The organism is Arcticibacter tournemirensis (assembly GCF_006716645.1).
In the GTDB taxonomy this organism is placed as follows: domain Bacteria; phylum Bacteroidota; class Bacteroidia; order Sphingobacteriales; family Sphingobacteriaceae; genus Arcticibacter; species Arcticibacter tournemirensis.
This window is the reverse complement of the sequence record NZ_VFPL01000001.1, coordinates 201,942-218,155: the sequence shown is the minus strand read 5'-3', so window position 1 is coordinate 218,155 and position 16,214 is coordinate 201,942. Positions and strand designations below refer to the sequence as shown.

Genomic DNA, 16,214 nt, shown 5'->3' with positions numbered 1-16,214 from the left:
AATGGGCAATTAAAAAGTAAAGTCCTTCTGAATAGACCTGTTACAGTCAATTTTATATTACCCGAGTTAAGATTATATTTATCCCATAATCTTAAATTAATATGGCTACTTGTTACACATGTTTTGACGGGGATAATGACATTCATTATTACCGACTAATGCAAGCATGGCACGAAAATGAAAATTTTAATTTCACTTTTGTGAATGCTCACGATATCACCCAAGCAAGGGATTCCAGTACAGAAGAAACCATTAAGCGTAGTCTTCGAATCAGGCTAGATTCCAGTGATGTTTTAATTGTATTGGTTGGGGACAGCACAAAGAATCTTTTTAAATTTGTTCGCTGGGAAATTGAAGTAGCAATTGAGAAAAACATGCCAATTATCGTTGTTAATTTGAACAAGAAGAGGCATATGGATTCCGATTTATGCCCTCCAATATTACGAAATACGTTGGCTATTCATATACCTTTTGCCCATAAGATAGTTGATTTTGCCATAAAATATTGGCCCAGCTGGCATAAAGCTCATCAACAAAATGGCAAGACCGGTCCGTTTTATTACGAGCAAAATGTGTACACTGACTTGGGTATATAATTATGAACTATCACATCAGATCATTTAGTACCAGGTCATATTGGGCGTATGCTTTATGGTCTGTAGACTCATTAAAGACATTTGTTGCTGTTGTAGCAGGAATATGGACTTTTGTAGATATTTTAGATTCCTTTCACTGTCTTGAAAAAGCAAAACTACCTTTATGGTTGCTCGCGCCTTTGTTTATATTCGGAATTGTGGTCGTTATATTTACCAGAAGGCCAGTTAAGAAAATCAAGTATAAATATCCTGGAATGGATTTAACGATTGAAGTTCTAATTGGTGATCTATTCGCAGTCCCGGGACAGAAGGTTATAAGTACAAATACTACGTTTGACACAGACACAGGTAGTGGAATAATTTCCTTAAATAGCTTACAGGGCCAGTTCACTCAAAAATATTACCCTGGAGATATTCCAAAATTAGATGCCGAGCTTGCCCAAGGCCTAAGTGGTATTACCAGTACAACTGTACAGAAACAGTCTGGAAAAACTACTCGCTATGATTTTGGTACAACAGTCAAACTAAGAATTGCAGGTGATTATTTTTACTGGTTTGCCATGGCAGATCTAAATGCAAGCAATACTGCAACCACCAAACTTAAGCATATAAACCAGGCACTAGAAGGTTTGTGGGAATTCATTGAAACTAAAGGAGAAAAATTAGATACGGTAATCCCAGTAGTGGGTTCTGGACTTGGCAGGCTTTCTACCAGTCGTAAAAAATTGATTGCTTTGATCGCACAATCATTTGTAACAGCTTCTGAAAGTCAAATCTTCGCAAATAAGCTTACCATTGTGATTCATCCCACTGATGTTGACAAGGCAAATTTGAATTTATTTGAGGTCAAAGACTTACTTCATCATTATCTGCCATAAGAATATTTGGTTTTCACTCTTTATATTTGCACGTTAAAAATATTGGGGATCAAAGTCGGTCTAGCTCTTTTACTTCACTGGGTCTTTGGGGTGGTGTTTGGTGTTATTCTCCACGAAATATTGGAATTAGTATTTAAACATTTAAAACAAAGAATTATGAAAGTAGACTATAAAACTATTGGCAAAAAAATCTGGTGTGGGGCCTTAGCGGAGATATTGGTATGAATACCACCCCAAGATAGCCTTTTGAAGTTCAGACCAAAGTTATTCCGACTTCCCATAATGCGGGCTTGAGGGGTTCGATTCCCCTCTCTCCACTCAATAGAACAGCGAGTAAAATTGCTAATAGTTAACCCGTTGTGCGGTTTGAGTAAAAGTAAATAAATGAAAAAAGAAGAAGGAATAAAGTTGTGCACGTTACTGATAAGCAGTAAATTAAGAAAGTATTCGACATTTTCTTACATGCACAACTTAAAGACCAATTTCGATAAGATTCTTGAGATTAGCAAACTTGCTTTGACAGAATATATGTTAGCGGATGGCAACTTCTTCAAGTACAGGAATTTGCCAAAACTGTCAGATATAGAGATAGTTGCTTTGTCTATTACTTCCGAAGCACTGGGTATTGACTCGGAAAACCTGCTGTTTTCTAAACTTAGAACAGAATATAGCGGGGAGTTTCCTAATTTAATAGACCGGTCTAATTACAACAGAAGGCGAAAGAGACTTCAGGATTATATTGCCCTGGTGGCTCAACCTATATCGGAAATAATCAATCCCGATAACCGCCAGTTTATTATAGATTCGGTACCTGTTCCTATTTGTCAGAATGTAAGGATTTCCAGGACCAGCATTTGCAGAGAAGATTTGCATGTACAACCTTCCAGAGGGTATCATGCATCTCACAGGCTGCATTATTACGGCTTCAAAATGCAACTGATTATTTCGAAAGCCGGTGTTCCGGTATCAATGGGAATAACGGCTGCTAATGTACATGATGTACACTATCTCAGCCAGCTTGAAAATCTGGAACTAAATGAATGTGAATTAATTGCAGATAAAGGATATTTATCCCTGCCCTATCAAACCACTCTTTTTGAACAGGACAGGATTCGGTTAATCACCCCTTTAAGGAATAATATGAAGAAAAGAACAACGCTCTGGAATCCTTCTTACCGATACGTCCGCAAGAGAGTGGAAACTCTGTTTTCTCAGCTTTGCGACCACCTTTACATCAAAAGGAATTATGCAAAATCGCTCAGCGGGCTCTTCACAAGGATGTGTTCAAAGATAAGTGGCGTAGCCGTTCTGCAGTTGATCAATTTCAAAAACAACAAACCCATTAATCACTTAAAACATGCCCTTGCCGCTTAAACCGCACAACGGGTTAATAGTTATAAAAGTAAAAGCCTGACTTTATATTGAGGGACCTCAATCGTTTATATGCTGGAATCCCTTTTGACAAATACCATTTCATCGAACCCATGCCGGATGAGCAGTTTTTTTAACGTCGTAATAAATCTTCTAAGCTCCCTGTCTAAAATTGCATTGTAATCCGGACTCAAATTATTGAAGTCATTTGGCAGCAGATTGGCTATTGCATGGTTGATCCCTGTGAGGATTGTAGGGAAATCAATAAAGACCAAGGTGTCATCTTTGATCTGGGTGTCGATACTTATATATCTCGGTCTGCCCGCATACTTAAAGGAAACATTTTCGGTTGCGATCTGACGCTTCATTTTTTCAAATTGTAGGTTGACATCTCCATGGATTTTCTCAGGAACAATAATGTTCAGCCGACAGTTTTTATAGGTGGAGCCTTTGGATTCAAAGCCATCGTTTTCGATGACGAATTTACAGATAGGCGAAACCAGGTTTTCAAAGTAGACCGCAGCTAAGGTCGCCGAAGGAAAGAAGTTGATTTCGTCGTCAGCACTAGCCATAAAAAGCTGGCTGATTTGCTGGGTGCTTTTGATAAGCGTGGCAGGATTGGTTTTGTCAAATTTAGCAAGGGTGAGCCCGGCCAGGTCTGAGAGTAATTTGATGTTTTTTTCGATCAAAAAGGCACATTTTGTACTACCAAGCCTTCCGGTAAAAAGCCCGAGTTCGAACAAAACATTGTCACGGGGTTGCAGCATGTCGTTCCCGCGGACAGTTACTTTATCATCTTCTGTTCCAATTAGGATGCCGTAATCATACTGGAGCGAAGCTTTTAACAGATCTGCTAAAAAGTTTTGGTTGATTTTAAATACGGCGGTATCCCACAAGCTTTCGTTCCAGATGGTAACATCGAAATCTTTTTCGAGTGTGGCTTTTACTATTTCAGCCAGTGGCAGTTCTTCGGATGAAGAACCTATGAATATTTTCTTTTTGATCATCAGGACAAACTATTTGCAGGCATATCAGCGATTAATGAAATAAATTCTGTAAGAACTAGTTTTAAATTTTCCAGCTTGGCATTATTATTACGAAAAATCCGTTCACGCCCATCTACGGAGACCAAGTTATCCGAGTGATTTTTATCTTCGCACAAGCTTTTTATCTGATGATAAAGAATGGGAACAAGCTGCAGGTAAGTGGAATAACGATATTTATCGACAGATATGTCGTAACAGATGGCGTTGATGTCAAAACTGCTAAGCTCAATATTCTTTGTTGAAAGTGACTTGATGTTTTTAATAAATCGGATCATTTTCTTGATTCTGCCATTTGTTTCGTCGCCTCGCTCGTTAATCCTTTTGATACTTAAAAAGGGAAAGTCAGCTTTTCCCCTGGAGTGCGTTTCTTTGTTGTAAACCTGTATGCCACGATACATTTGTTTATCGTTGATGATCGAAGTGATGTCATCGTACCAGTTGGCAATTACAATATCTACGTCTCGGTTCAGATTGAGATTCTTTATCTTGATGGATTTTGGCTTGGTTTTATCACAAACCGAATAGACTGTTTCTAACGTGTTTTCGCACTCCATTCTCAATGCCCTAAGATCATCTTCTGCGTTTCCTTGGTAAAAAGGAGCACTTATTTCGTTTTTCAGTTTAGAAATAGAAGAGGTTGAAAGCCTGGTTACCTGCTCCGAGGATTCCAATAATTGATTTATACCAATGCGGTCGGGTTGATAGAACTTATCTGAGATAGTCAGTAAATCGATATCACTATAACCCTTAATGTGGGTATTGGTCATAACGGAACCCTGGTACTCAAAAGATACTCTCTGTAAATCCGATAGATGATCCTTTACCCTCTCTCCGGCTTGCTTACTTTTTAACGTGTATTCGGGTTCAACAGCTTTCATTGCGGTTCTGATAAATACAAGCGCGTCGCTATAGGAAATGCCTGACAGGTCGTCCCTGTAGGTTTTAGAGAGGATAATATTTTCTGGGTTGATCCGGCTTCGGATATTTTCAGTTAGTTGCCTGTAGTTATGGTTCATGAGCGATAATTGTCAGCTAAAAATATGTTGTTTTTAATTTAAGTAATATTTTTCCAAACACCTGCCGGTGGATATGCCAGTCGGCATTACGGATGATTTTTGTCGTTTGTATAATAGGTTTACGCTTGGCCTGGGCATTCACTTAATTTCTGCTTCTTACTACTTTGGTTTCGACGGTCGGTCCCTTTTACCTGCATCAGGGAAAGGAAAATAGAGTTTGAAGGTGTATGTAAATGTAGGAGAGCGAATGGTGATTTGCAAGAGAGAAAGGGAAGAAAAATTTCATACTGCTTTTCGGTGCCCGCTGTAAATTGAAGTACTGAATCCCGGAAATCTATCATTGTTATTGGTTCTATAAGGCAAAGATACAGAGGGGCGGCGAAGGGAGTTTACGGGTTCCCGTAAGGGAGAAGTTGACACTATTATTCATAAAATTAGAGTATATTCGATTTGAGATAGAACTAAGCCAACTTGCCTGGTGCAGTGTTTTTATTTCTGAATTCTTTGAAAGACCCGGACGGGCAAGGAAAGACGGAAGATCACAATATTTAAAGATCCAGGCGACCTACTCAATAACCATTCGCCTCTTGCCGTATCCACAAACTGAATACGAACAAAATTATGGTGATAACAAAATATAAAATCACAAAAAAGCTGCTTTTAAACTTTTGTTTGGAGGTCTCAACTCGAAATTCTTGAATGATTTTATCATGGTATCTTAGTTTTTTAAAGTAATAAATAAATAGTCCAAAAAGCGGTAACAAGAGCAGCAAAGGCCATAAACGTCCTATTCCTTTCTCTACAGTAAAAAAAGTGAACTTTACTTTACGAATTATAGATATGGCTGAAGCAAGTGTCAAAAAGTTAAAAAAGGCACCAGCGAAGATTACAACAAAAGTCTTTAAAAACGGATCGGGATCCCCTTTGCTATAATAAGTATAAATTCTAAAATAATAATATCTCAATATCCTCATATTAAACTATTTAACTTTGTTAGATGTAATAGAATGTCTTTCCTTTTAAGATCATTTCAGCAGTCTAATCCTTGGGTCGTATGACACACAGGCTGCTACCCGCTCCTTCTGTTTTGACGAGTTTTTAAGCGTCGATTGTGAGTCATTCATGGGCTTTCAAAGCCCTGTTTTCCACCAGGGCCTTTTCTTTGTGTCCCTGTTATACCGGTAGTAACTGCCCCCGGTTAATTCCTTTGTGTCTATATCAAAAGAAAATGGAACCCATAGAAAAAAATTAAATGACTATCGTATTTTTACAGCATGCAGAACAGGAACCCGGATCATATCCTTAAATCGCGGGCTCAATAGGATTCATTCTCAATGAATTTTATCAATGTCTCTTTGCTTGGCAACACGGTCAGGTATTTACTTGCAAAAATTTGCTGATTGTTTTCCGGAAGTGTAAACTCTACAACAGCTTCACTTTTGTTTTGACAAAGTATAATACCAATGGTCTTGTTCTCTTCCTCAAGCTTTACCTTTCGATCATAATAATTGACATACATCTGCATTTGACCAATATCCTGGTGTTTCAGTTCTCCAACTTTCAAATCGATGAGCACAAAGCACCTCAAGACCCTATTATAGAAAACAGATTTATCCTAAAGTGCTTATCATCAAAGCTTATCCGGTTTTGTCTTGCTACAAATGTAAAACCCGTGCCCAGTTCCAAAAGAAAATGTTCCAGTTTGTCAATCAGCCTCTGCTCCAACTCGCTTTCAGAATAGAAAGACTTTTCAGGTAATCCGAGAAATTCCAGAACGTAAGGGTCCTTAATTGCATCTTGGGGCTTTTCCACAACCTGCCTTTCTCCGCAAGTTTCAGAACCTGGTTTTTGTCTTTGCTCAACGTAAGACGTGTAAACAACGCTGAGTCGTACTGCCTGTTGAGTTCGCGTAGACTCCAATTGTTCTTCAAGGACTCTATCTCATAAAATCTTCGCTCGTATTCATCGTCGATTCTCATTAGTTTTAGATAATGGGACCAGCTTAACTTGAATCGATCAGACATTGCATGTTCTTTTTCAGATTCCGCAGACAGCGTTTGCGCTTTTGAGTATACAAGGTAAAGTTGCCTCATCTGTTCAAGGTTCCTGGGAAAAGCCCTTTCCAAAATCGATCGTTAGCTTTTTGGAAAGAGTTTTTATAAGCTGTGTTCCATAATCGGCCCTCTCTTGTCCATTTTGTTCCTCTTCTACAATCATCCGTCCAATTTCAAAGTAGGTCAGGACCATTGTTTGATTAACTGACTGGACTGCTCTTCGCCGGGCGTCATTAAGTAGCGTTGATATCTTTTGGAGCAAATTGCTTGAAGAAATATTTGCCATCATTAATATTTAAAGGATCAACAAAAATACTTTTTTAACTATAACCTTTTGCATGATATAAGCTCAGTCAATAACGGAGTTCTGTGTCTATTACGACTCGGGAACATTGGGTTTCAGCCGGGCGACTTTAATCGTTGTTCCGTAAGCAGTGATCATAAACATCTGGCTGTTCTTACCGCTTACCTCATCGATATCGACCTTTAGCCTTACAATGGCATTGGCAGACACAGCTTTCGCCTTACTTTCTATTGCCGAAATGGCCTGACTATACAGCTGCTGCAGTTTCTTTTCGTAGGTGCCTGAGCGCCCTCCAAAGAAATCGGTAAGGGAAGCGGTGATATCGCTAAAAATGTTTGTCCCGACAACCACATTAGAGGAAACCGGAGGAAAATACTCATTGATCTCCCAGCCTTCGAGGGTGTCGGTAGTGGTGGTGATGATTCTGTTCATTGAAGATTGAGGTTATTTATTGGTTCTATAGGGCAAAGATACAAAGGTACAGGAAAGGGAGGTTACGGGTTTCCGTAAGGGAGGGGCTGGTGGATATCAATCAAGCCACTCTTTATTGGTTAGGACTTTAACTAAATGAGCTATTTTTATCTCTGTGGCGTCCATTATACATTATCTATTTCGACATACTACATATTAACGCAAATAAGCAAATGACTGAGGCGGGGCTACATTAAAATCATCCTTTATTGATTTCGGTTTGTCGTACATAAGCGTATTCTTAATTTTAATTGCATGACCTACCTCTTTATTGGCGAAATATTCAAAGAAGAACGACTCTGATATCCCTGAGAAATCCCGGGTTTCTTCCCATAGCATTTCAGGACTGCTACTAAGTATGCTATCTATCTCAAACTCTCCGATTACTTTCTGTACAGGGGAGGATGCATAAACCACCACCGTTTTAATGTTAGGGTTTCTAAAAATGGTCTTCCTGAATTCGAATTTCTTTTATCCTTCAAAAATTTTAAAGGCGTATTCTGGCTTTATGGATAACAGTACTTTCATCACGTTCTCGAATATTATACAACCGTTATGGTGTTGCGCTCATCCAGCCGGTAATAACCGCTAAGATAAGACAGGCTCATATCGGAAGCCAGTTCCTTTAACCAGGGACTATAAGAAACAGCCACGCCGCCGGTGTTAAACGGAAGAAAAGCCAGCGAAGCGACATTGATCGCCGAAGCATTGGCATCGCCTTCAACAGCTACTCCTGCGTTTCCCATGCCGCCTGACCGGGAATGGGGAGTAATCCGCAGGAAGGGAACGGCGGTCTGGAGGCTATTTTGTCTGCTGCCGTCAAGTTGGGTATTGTTGAGTGATTGGGCAGACACAGTCGTAAAAAGTAAAGTTAACAACAATAATAGAGTTGACCTAACGCAGATATAACTTATATTCATGACGACGTTTGATTAATTAGTAATAGATACGGCCTCTACTTAGATCAATTAACACAGAATCGCCTATAATTCCGTAAAAAGTGAGATCATTTGAATTTGTCTCTAGAAATCCGAACTCTTTTAGAGGCACTGTCTTGATAGGGGTGTATTTTACTGCCTTTTTGTTCAAAAGAAAATGCTGCATGTAATTGGAGCTTTCCTGTGGTAATTCTTGTATTTTATCCTTGTAGTCATTTAATGTTTTTTTAACATGATCATACTTTTTATCCCACTTAACTGTAGCGCCATCGTGCAATTTGTAGCCCTCGTAGTGATTCCAAGAAGTATCTTTAAAAAGGACATAAACTTTTTTTATGTTATTGTTCATTAAAGGTTTGTAAGTCATACAACCAGAAACATAAATTAAAACAGACAATTGTATCAAAATCCGTGAATAATTGTTACAAAATTTCATAGTAGAGTATTATTTTCTTTTTCTTTGAATCATAGAGGGCAATTTTAAAAGTTGTTGGGTCAGATTCAATTGTTCCTATACTATAATAGCCATCTTGAAAATTATTGACATTTCCGATGACAGAATTACCTGGAAAATCTTCTTTGACTGGTAGTGACTTAAATTTGGATTGTATTTCTTTAATAATGCTGAAATCGTTTATTAGATTAATTTCAACGTAGTAAAACCCATCGCCATTAGGAGACCATTGCTCTCGTTCATTTGCTATTGAAAACTGGCCATCCTTTAGTTCCAGGTTAAATTGCTGTTTCAATCTACTTTTAGGAGAGGTTATATTTTCGTTAATGTATATCATAATCAACACAATGAGTGTAGTGAGAATGCCTAATACTAAAAGTATCTTTTTCATTACTCTAATCTTGATTTCTTATGGTATCTTTCATCTTTCTTCTAGATGTGATTTTTTTGTCGGAGCCCTATAGTTTTCAACAGGATAAATTATTTCCCAATTCATGTTTTTTAGGTCCTGAATAGAAGGCTTTACCTGCGTATTTATTTCCTTTAACAATTTCTTCCCAGCTATATTGAATTAATGTATCCTTTAAGAAAAAAAAGAAATACACCTTTCCTTCTTCCGACTTATTCGCTATTGACTCCCATTTTGCACTGGTCAAAGCTGCATTTGCAGTACTTTTAGGTGAAATGAGATAGAAGTTATCTGGTGTTTTCGCAGTAGGGTCATTCAAGTCAATATTAATACCAATTCTTATCTCATTCTCATTTAGTTTATTTTCAGCCGAATAAGTATAGTATATTGGATAATTTGAAGTATTCTTGATGTTTAACCGGTTATCTGCGGGATCGCATGACATAAAAAAAAGAATAAATATTGATAACCTCCGTAACCTTTTATTTTTAAAACCCATAATTAATTAACCTTTCGATTATGGCTCCATGTCAATTGGGGGTGTCCAAAAAGGCACCCTCTTTCCTTTTACAAGAGAGTAGGAGTTTTTCAGATTCTTATGAAATAGCTTTTCACTTTATGTTTAATGCAGTTAATTGCTGCATTAGATCGTATAGACATTGTGTTATCATGATGAATCGCGTCAATTTAGGCTTTTTAAGCAGCTTTTGCTGCCATTTTCCTTAAGTTATGTGCTATGGCGGCCAGTCCGAACTCGATATTTACTTTAGGGAGTGTACGTAGTCTGAATCGATTGAACCTGTTATTGCTTTTTAGTTGACCAAATACAGCTTCTGGTTCTATCGCTCTGTTCTTTCTGAGCCTAACACCTTCTTCACTTAACAGCTTTTGCTTCACTTTCTCCTTAAAGGCCCTTAAGGCATGGTTGACCTCAATTTTACGGTCTTCATCGCCTTTATAACACATTTTCCTGAGCGGACAGCCCTGGCAGCTCTCTGTTTTGTAACAGCTCACCTTAGATTTATACCCCAGCTCTGAGATGCGCTCAGATTCCTCCATTTTGATCATACGTTTGCCTGCCGGACATATAAAGTAATCCCCTTGCACATCGTAGGGCAGGTTTGAGGCATGATATATATTCTTTTTAAAGCTGCGTTTTTGTTCTTTATGAAAGTAATTGTACTTGATAAAAGCCTCAATATCATTATCCTCCATCCACTGGTAGTTCTGCTCGCTTCCATACCCTGAGTCTGCCACTACTTTCTTTGATTGTTTATTGTAATGTGCTTTGAACTGCTCCAGGTGGAGGGTCAAAGTGGCAGTATCTCCGGCACGCTGGTGAATGGAAAAGTTGGTAATAAACTGATTCTCGGTACTAATCTGGGTATTATAAGCCGGTTTAAGCTGGCCGTTTTTCATATGGTCTTCCTTCATCCGCATGAAAGTAGCATCCTGATCGGTCTTGCTGTAGCTGTTGCGTGTGCCTAAAGTTTCCAGTTGCGCTTCATATTTCTCAAGTCGGGGAAGTGCATCTTTTTCAAGCTTCTTAACCTCTTTTTTTTGTTGCTTGTTCAGCTCTGCCAAACGACCGTTCAGTTCATCTATCCTGTTCTTAAGTTCCGTTGAACTTACAGGAACGCCTGGCTTTTCCGGTGAGGCCAGTTCCGCTTTATCATGCTTTATAGACCTATCTATATCCCCAAGTACTCCGGTTATTTTTTCTTCCAGCTTTGCTTTATTCTTCTCTGTAGAGCCTTTCCATACAAAGGTATACCGGTTCGAAGCCGATTCCAGCTTGGTGCCGTCCACATACTGGATATCAAGACTGACATAGCCAAGATCAGCCATCAAACGGACCAGTTCTGCAAACAGATGCTGGATCTTATCCTTTAACCGCTTACCACGAAAATCGTTAATAGTGCGGAAATCAGGGGTACTGTTGCCTGATAGCCACATGAAGTGGATATTTTCCTGCAGGGCCTGAGCCATCTTTCGACAAGAATAAATATTACAGAAGTAACTGTAGAAAAGTACTTTAATTAGCATTCTGGGATGAAAGCTGCTGGTACCGCCGCCTTTATATCCTGAAAGAATATCATCGATATTAAGTGATTCAACAACTTGGTTAACAATACGGACAGGATGATCTGATGGAATCCGATCCCCTATGTTCGAGGGAAAAAGCACAACCTGCTGCGAGGTTAACGCCTTAAAATGTACATTTGATCTTGTTTTCATTAGCACCATTAATTTACGAATTAATGGGAAAACAAAAAAGGGTGTCCTTACTTTTTGGACACCCTCTTTCTTATCATATCGATATGTTAAATAGAACTGGCGAAAGTTTTGCTTTAAAATCCTTTCTCCGTAAACGGCACGATCTGCTCCATGCTGTTCCTCCTCTACAATACGCTTCCCAATTAATCATTAGGCCTCGACCATAGCCTTATTTACTGCGGTATAGGCATTTTGCCGGGCGGAAGCCAGTATTTGCTTAATCTCATCAATATAAGTGGACATGAATCAAATTTATTAAATATAGCTAATGACGAGTATATTATAATGTTCATCAGAGCAATTGCAGCACATTAGAGGAAACCGGAGGAAAATACTCGTTGATCTCCCAGCCTTCGAGAGTGTCAGTTGTGTTATTGGGTCTATAGGGCAAAGATACAAAGGCACAGGAGAAGGAGTTACGGATTCCCCCATTTCAGTCGACGAAAATAAGCATGTGTTTTATATAGGATGTTCCGTTAGCTTCTATGCATTGTATTATTTGTCTGCGCACATCTACCCCTGCCACGCGGGTGGATAGTTGACTTTATGCCAATTAACTGCTATTTCGAATGTTTTTTAGTCGGTGGCGGAAACTTAACCATACGGATATCCGGCATTGGCATAGGTGTTTGAGTTGTTGATTCGAATTTAAAAGTCGGAAATCCGGTGCATCCACGGGCGGTACAGGGCCGGGGTAGCTCATGACTTCAATTTTATCCGACCAGACCTGTACTTCAATAGGCTTGCTCAATTCATAGCTTTTATGATCAACTTCAGGAAGATCCCATTCTATTTTTTCATATTCAGATATAAGGTGCACCAGGAGGAGCTTTTCTTTGTAGTCCTCAGTTCCTTTTGGTGCACGCTTTCTCCACTAAGCCTCTATCTAAAAGTAGAATCAACGTTAAGCATCTTGAGAAGAGTTTTGTTGTTAAACAAAACTCGACCAGAAGGAACTTTATAATTCTCCGCAGGATAGGTTATCAGCCAATTCATTCGCTCTAGATCGCTAATCTTATACGAAAGCATATTAGAATAACGGCGGCCCTCCATAATTTCCTCCCAGGTATATCGACTCAAAGTGTCTGCCGAAAAAAAGAAGAAATTGATGCGCTCGCCAGGAGTGCTTTCTACATACCCCTCCCATGGAGAATCTACAATGATTCGGGTTATAGATTTGGGAGGTAAATAGTTAACATAAGAAGTATCGCCCATTCTACTTCTGGCGTCTACAAACCGATCTACCCGCTCAATATTATTCAATACATAACCCTTTGAATAAATGTAGTAAACGCCTTTCGACGTAGTGTTCTCTATTTGTAATCGTTGATCAGAATGACCGCACCTGCTTATTAAAAGCACAGATAAGATGATAATTGTTCTCATGGGCGAAGGCTTGAATCAATTCAGCAGTTTTTCCAATTGTTCTGTGAGGCGCTTTTCATCGAGATTACAGGCTACAATCTTACCGGAACTATCAATTAGATAATTTGATGGGATACTGTTAATGTGATATAAAACGGCAACAGAATTATTAAAAAATTTAAGGTCGGACGTATGTTCCCAGGTAAGATGGTCGTCTTTTATGGCCTTTAACCAATGGTCTCGCTTGTCATCGAGAGACACTCCCAGGATTTTGAAACCCTTATTGCTATACTTATTAAAAATTTTCACCAGAGCCGGGTTGGATGCCCGGCAGGGGCCGCACCAGCTTGCCCAGAATTCCAGCAGGGTTACATAGCCTTTAAAATCGCTTAGGGAAACGGTTTTGCCCGCTGGATTGTTCTGACTAAAGTTCGGTGCCATTTTGCCCAGAAGAGAATCGGCTGCAAAGGTTTCGGCATCGACCGTGGCATAAATGCGTTTTGCGGTTGGCAGTGCCTTCATCCTATCTGAGAGGTTATTGTACAAAAAAGAGAATAGCTTTAGATCTTTGTTTTCTTCATGCGAATATTCTTCCAGTTCAACGAGCGAGGCCGGCGAATCTGGGTTGTCCCTCACAAAGCCAAGAATCGTATCGCGGTAATATTTAGGAAATCCTCTTCGGGCATAGCTATAAAAGAGCGACAGGAGCGAATCTTTAACGGAAGGTTTCTTTTCGTTCTTTATTTCGCTAAGCAACGGCGCATACTCTTCTTTTATCCGAACTTCAAAATTGTTTTTCAGCTTAAGCAACGCGAAGTAGTCTTTTTGTGCCCATGTTCCCCCGGCAATCTCACTGCCTGCCACCGACTCCTGTACAATAATTTTGTTTGTACCTGGAACAGCCAAAAAATTGAAATAGTCTGAAACCTCAGCGGCAATTTCATTAAGCGGCTTACCCGGATTTTCCTTCATTTTCTTTTTGGGAAAAAAGGCTAAAAAGCTTCTTCTAGGCTCTTCCAGATCTTTGTCAACAAGAAGCATATTGCCTTGGATATATGGATAGAACACCGATCCTCCAATCATAAGCATAAATTTTCCGGATGTATCCTGCATATGAGAAACATCAATCCTTATATGTACCTTCCCTGACAATTGATTCTGTTTGCCTTCGGTTTGCTGGGCGTAAGCGACGCTGTAACTGGATAATGCCGGGAAAAGTAACAGCAGGAATGGTATTTTTTTCATTTGGGGATTGCGTGAAGGTTTATGTAAATGTAGGAGATGAGATTGCGATTTGCAATACCGGAAGGTTTTTACTATTTACCCATGTAGATTTTGCTCCTTTCTCATTCTGCAAAGCGCGAGTCTAGGCTTAAGAGCAACAAAGCCCGGCGTAGGCGGGCTTGTGATTTATTGCTGAATATTAATAATTATAGCTTATTGATCTCTTCGATTGAAAGCTTGGTGAACTGTGCAATCTGCGATATCGACAGTCCTGCAGCTTTCATTTCGCGGGCAGTTTCGAGTTTCGCTTTAAGCTCACCTTCTAGTCTGCCTTCAAGTTTACCTTCTAGCTTACTCTCTCTCATTGCAGTGGCAAGAACGTTTTCGTAATCCCACTTCGCGAAAGGGATGTTTCCAAAGGCTCTTGTAAAAAAGTCATCATCACTAGGTTTGTCTTTTATATTTGCTTCGGACATCTCTTTTTCTTCGGCTGCTAAATTACTGATTTCGCCATCTGTGAGGCCCGCATTACTGCTATAGCTTATTGATCTCCTCAATTGAAAGCTTGGTGAACTGTGCGATCTGCGATATCGACAGTCCTGCAGCTTTCATTTCGCGGGCAGTTTCGAGTTTCGCTTTAAGCTCACCTTCTAGTCTGCCTTCAAGTTTGCCTTCAAGTTTACCTTCTAGCTTACCTTCTAGCTTACTCTCTCTCATTGCAGTGGCAAGAACGTTTTCGTAATCCCACTTATCTTTTAAACTTGCTTCGTACATCGTTTGTTCCTCCGGTGTTAAATTACTTATTTCTGCTATCTGGAAGATCCGCTGAAATATCCGCTTGTTCAGATAGACCGGGATCTGATCTAAACGGCTCATATTCTTTAACAGGTACGTCCATTTTTCGACATCTGTTTCCAGATCTTCTGCCTCTTTTGTAAAATTAGGCAATTCTATAAACTTATACCCCAGCTTTTTGTAAAATATTTCTTTGCTGTCTCTGTCCATTAAACAGATATTATGGAAATATTGTTCTGAGGGTTCCTTATCCATCCGGAACTCCAGGATGGCGATGAGGTATACTTCGGGAATGTCATAGCTGAAATGCTCCATTCCTGCCGGTAGTTGGTCGCTGATTACCCGGGATGTATAGAAGATTGACCGCTCCCGGAAAAAATCCTGCCGACCGCGCTGCATCTCCACAATGAATTTTTCACCCTTATTCCCGGTACAAAAAAGGTCGAAAACTACTTTCTTTTTATCGCTAGCTGGCCCGTTATGTTCGCCGGGACCGTATACCAGATCGGTGATCACCTTTTCGCCGGCAAACAGGTCGTTTAAAAATTCGATCAGGATCTCCTTGCCAGGCTCGCCTCCGAACAGCCGTTTGAATGACCAGTCCGTCAGTGGGTCAAAATATCTGCCCATGTTCTGCTTGAATAATAATGTTTGGTATAGCTAAGTTAGGAGCTTTGCAGAAGCAGGGAAATGATCGGGGTCACTTTTGGGGAAATTGCGATTTCCCGAAAGATATTGAACTTCATAGTTCGAGAAACATTATAAGTGAAACTATAATGAATAATGCTAGCACAGAGAGCAGCGATAGCTTCGCTCCAAGTAACCACTCTTTCATTATCGTGTTAGAAGTATCTCCTCTTGCCATTCTTTTTTTAACGAAGGCGTAAGTTCCTGATGCTACAGCCAGCCACAATAGTAACAACAAGTAAATCATTTGAATAAATCCCTCAAAGATGAAGCTGAAACTACTCGTTAAGGTATCAAACTGACTTAGATGATATAGGTAGTCCTTAATC

General features: G+C 39.6%; 16 protein-coding genes and 2 pseudogenes. 3 read left to right on the top strand and 15 right to left on the bottom strand.

The genetic code is table 11. From position 1 onward, the window contains the following. The first annotated feature begins 101 nt into the window (after positions 1 to 101). The 3 genes from BDE36_RS00975 to BDE36_RS00965 all read left to right on the top strand — a co-directional run bounded on the left by BDE36_RS00975 (position 102) and on the right by BDE36_RS00965 (position 2,848). Positions 102 to 596, top strand: a complete 495-nt coding sequence (locus tag BDE36_RS00975; protein ID WP_141813390.1) for a TIR domain-containing protein — start codon at positions 102 to 104, stop codon at positions 594 to 596. A gap of 2 nt (positions 597 to 598) precedes the next feature. After that, positions 599 to 1,474, top strand: coding sequence for a macro domain-containing protein (locus BDE36_RS00970; protein WP_141813389.1), 876 nt, complete (start codon positions 599 to 601; stop codon positions 1,472 to 1,474). A gap of 462 nt (positions 1,475 to 1,936) precedes the next feature. Further along, the gene (locus BDE36_RS00965) at positions 1,937 to 2,848 is read left to right on the top strand and encodes an IS982 family transposase (RefSeq protein ID WP_420837437.1); all 912 of its coding nucleotides are present in this window, start codon (positions 1,937 to 1,939) and stop codon (positions 2,846 to 2,848) included. A gap of 65 nt (positions 2,849 to 2,913) precedes the next feature. Here the strand turns inward: BDE36_RS00965 and cap12 are convergent, their stop codons facing one another. From cap12 to BDE36_RS00890, 15 genes and pseudogenes are all read right to left on the bottom strand, one after another. Next, entirely contained in the window at positions 2,914 to 3,852 is a 939-nt protein-coding gene (gene cap12, locus BDE36_RS00960) for a CBASS system CD-NTase-associated NAD(+) hydrolase Cap12 (RefSeq protein WP_141813387.1), read from the bottom strand. Beyond that, complete coding sequence (locus tag BDE36_RS00955) at positions 3,852 to 4,907, bottom strand: nucleotidyltransferase-like protein (protein ID WP_141813386.1); 1,056 nt, start codon at positions 4,905 to 4,907, stop codon at positions 3,852 to 3,854. The genes cap12 and BDE36_RS00955 overlap by 1 nt, the downstream gene beginning before the upstream one ends. Positions 4,908 to 6,222: 1,315 nt before the next feature. Next, positions 6,223 to 6,719 (bottom strand): annotated as a pseudogene (locus BDE36_RS24080) (PDDEXK nuclease domain-containing protein). Then, positions 6,617 to 7,154 (bottom strand): annotated as a pseudogene (locus BDE36_RS24075) (DUF1016 N-terminal domain-containing protein). The pseudogenes BDE36_RS24080 and BDE36_RS24075 overlap by 103 nt, the downstream one beginning before the upstream one ends. A 183-nt stretch (positions 7,155 to 7,337) precedes the next feature. Beyond that, on the bottom strand, positions 7,338 to 7,697 hold the full coding sequence (locus tag BDE36_RS00945) for a YbjQ family protein (protein WP_141813385.1): 360 nt from the start codon (positions 7,695 to 7,697) through the stop codon (positions 7,338 to 7,340). Positions 7,698 to 7,892: 195 nt separating this feature from the next. Then, positions 7,893 to 8,156 carry an ASCH domain-containing protein gene (locus tag BDE36_RS00940; RefSeq protein WP_202618231.1) on the bottom strand — a complete coding sequence of 88 codons (264 nt, stop codon included), beginning with the start codon at positions 8,154 to 8,156 and terminating at the stop codon, positions 7,893 to 7,895. A gap of 122 nt (positions 8,157 to 8,278) precedes the next feature. Further along, complete coding sequence (locus tag BDE36_RS00935; RefSeq protein ID WP_141813384.1) at positions 8,279 to 8,590, bottom strand: hypothetical protein; 312 nt, start codon at positions 8,588 to 8,590, stop codon at positions 8,279 to 8,281. An 82-nt stretch (positions 8,591 to 8,672) separates the two neighbouring features. Beyond that, entirely contained in the window at positions 8,673 to 9,023 is a 351-nt protein-coding gene (locus BDE36_RS00930) for a hypothetical protein (protein ID WP_141813383.1), read from the bottom strand. 73 nt (positions 9,024 to 9,096) lie between these two features. Continuing rightward, positions 9,097 to 9,519, bottom strand: a complete 423-nt coding sequence (locus BDE36_RS00925) for a hypothetical protein (RefSeq protein ID WP_141813382.1) — start codon at positions 9,517 to 9,519, stop codon at positions 9,097 to 9,099. A gap of 76 nt (positions 9,520 to 9,595) precedes the next feature. Beyond that, a complete protein-coding gene (locus tag BDE36_RS00920) occupies positions 9,596 to 9,982 on the bottom strand; it encodes a hypothetical protein (protein WP_141813381.1) in 387 nt (128 codons plus the stop codon). A 251-nt stretch (positions 9,983 to 10,233) separates the two neighbouring features. Further along, on the bottom strand, positions 10,234 to 11,775 hold the full coding sequence (locus BDE36_RS00915) for an IS1182 family transposase (RefSeq protein ID WP_141813451.1): 1,542 nt from the start codon (positions 11,773 to 11,775) through the stop codon (positions 10,234 to 10,236). A 921-nt stretch (positions 11,776 to 12,696) separates the two neighbouring features. After that, positions 12,697 to 13,200, bottom strand: a complete 504-nt coding sequence (locus BDE36_RS00905) for a hypothetical protein (RefSeq protein ID WP_141813380.1) — start codon at positions 13,198 to 13,200, stop codon at positions 12,697 to 12,699. A gap of 15 nt (positions 13,201 to 13,215) precedes the next feature. After that, the gene (locus BDE36_RS00900; RefSeq protein WP_141813379.1) at positions 13,216 to 14,424 is read right to left on the bottom strand and encodes a peroxiredoxin family protein; all 1,209 of its coding nucleotides are present in this window, start codon (positions 14,422 to 14,424) and stop codon (positions 13,216 to 13,218) included. Between the two features lie 185 nt (positions 14,425 to 14,609). Then, a complete protein-coding gene (locus BDE36_RS23860) occupies positions 14,610 to 14,960 on the bottom strand; it encodes a hypothetical protein (RefSeq protein WP_141813378.1) in 351 nt (116 codons plus the stop codon). Then, positions 14,938 to 15,828, bottom strand: a complete 891-nt coding sequence (locus BDE36_RS00890) for an Rpn family recombination-promoting nuclease/putative transposase (protein ID WP_141813377.1) — start codon at positions 15,826 to 15,828, stop codon at positions 14,938 to 14,940. Before BDE36_RS00890 ends, BDE36_RS23860 begins: the two co-directional genes overlap by 23 nt. Between the last annotated feature and the right edge of the window lie 386 nt (positions 15,829 to 16,214).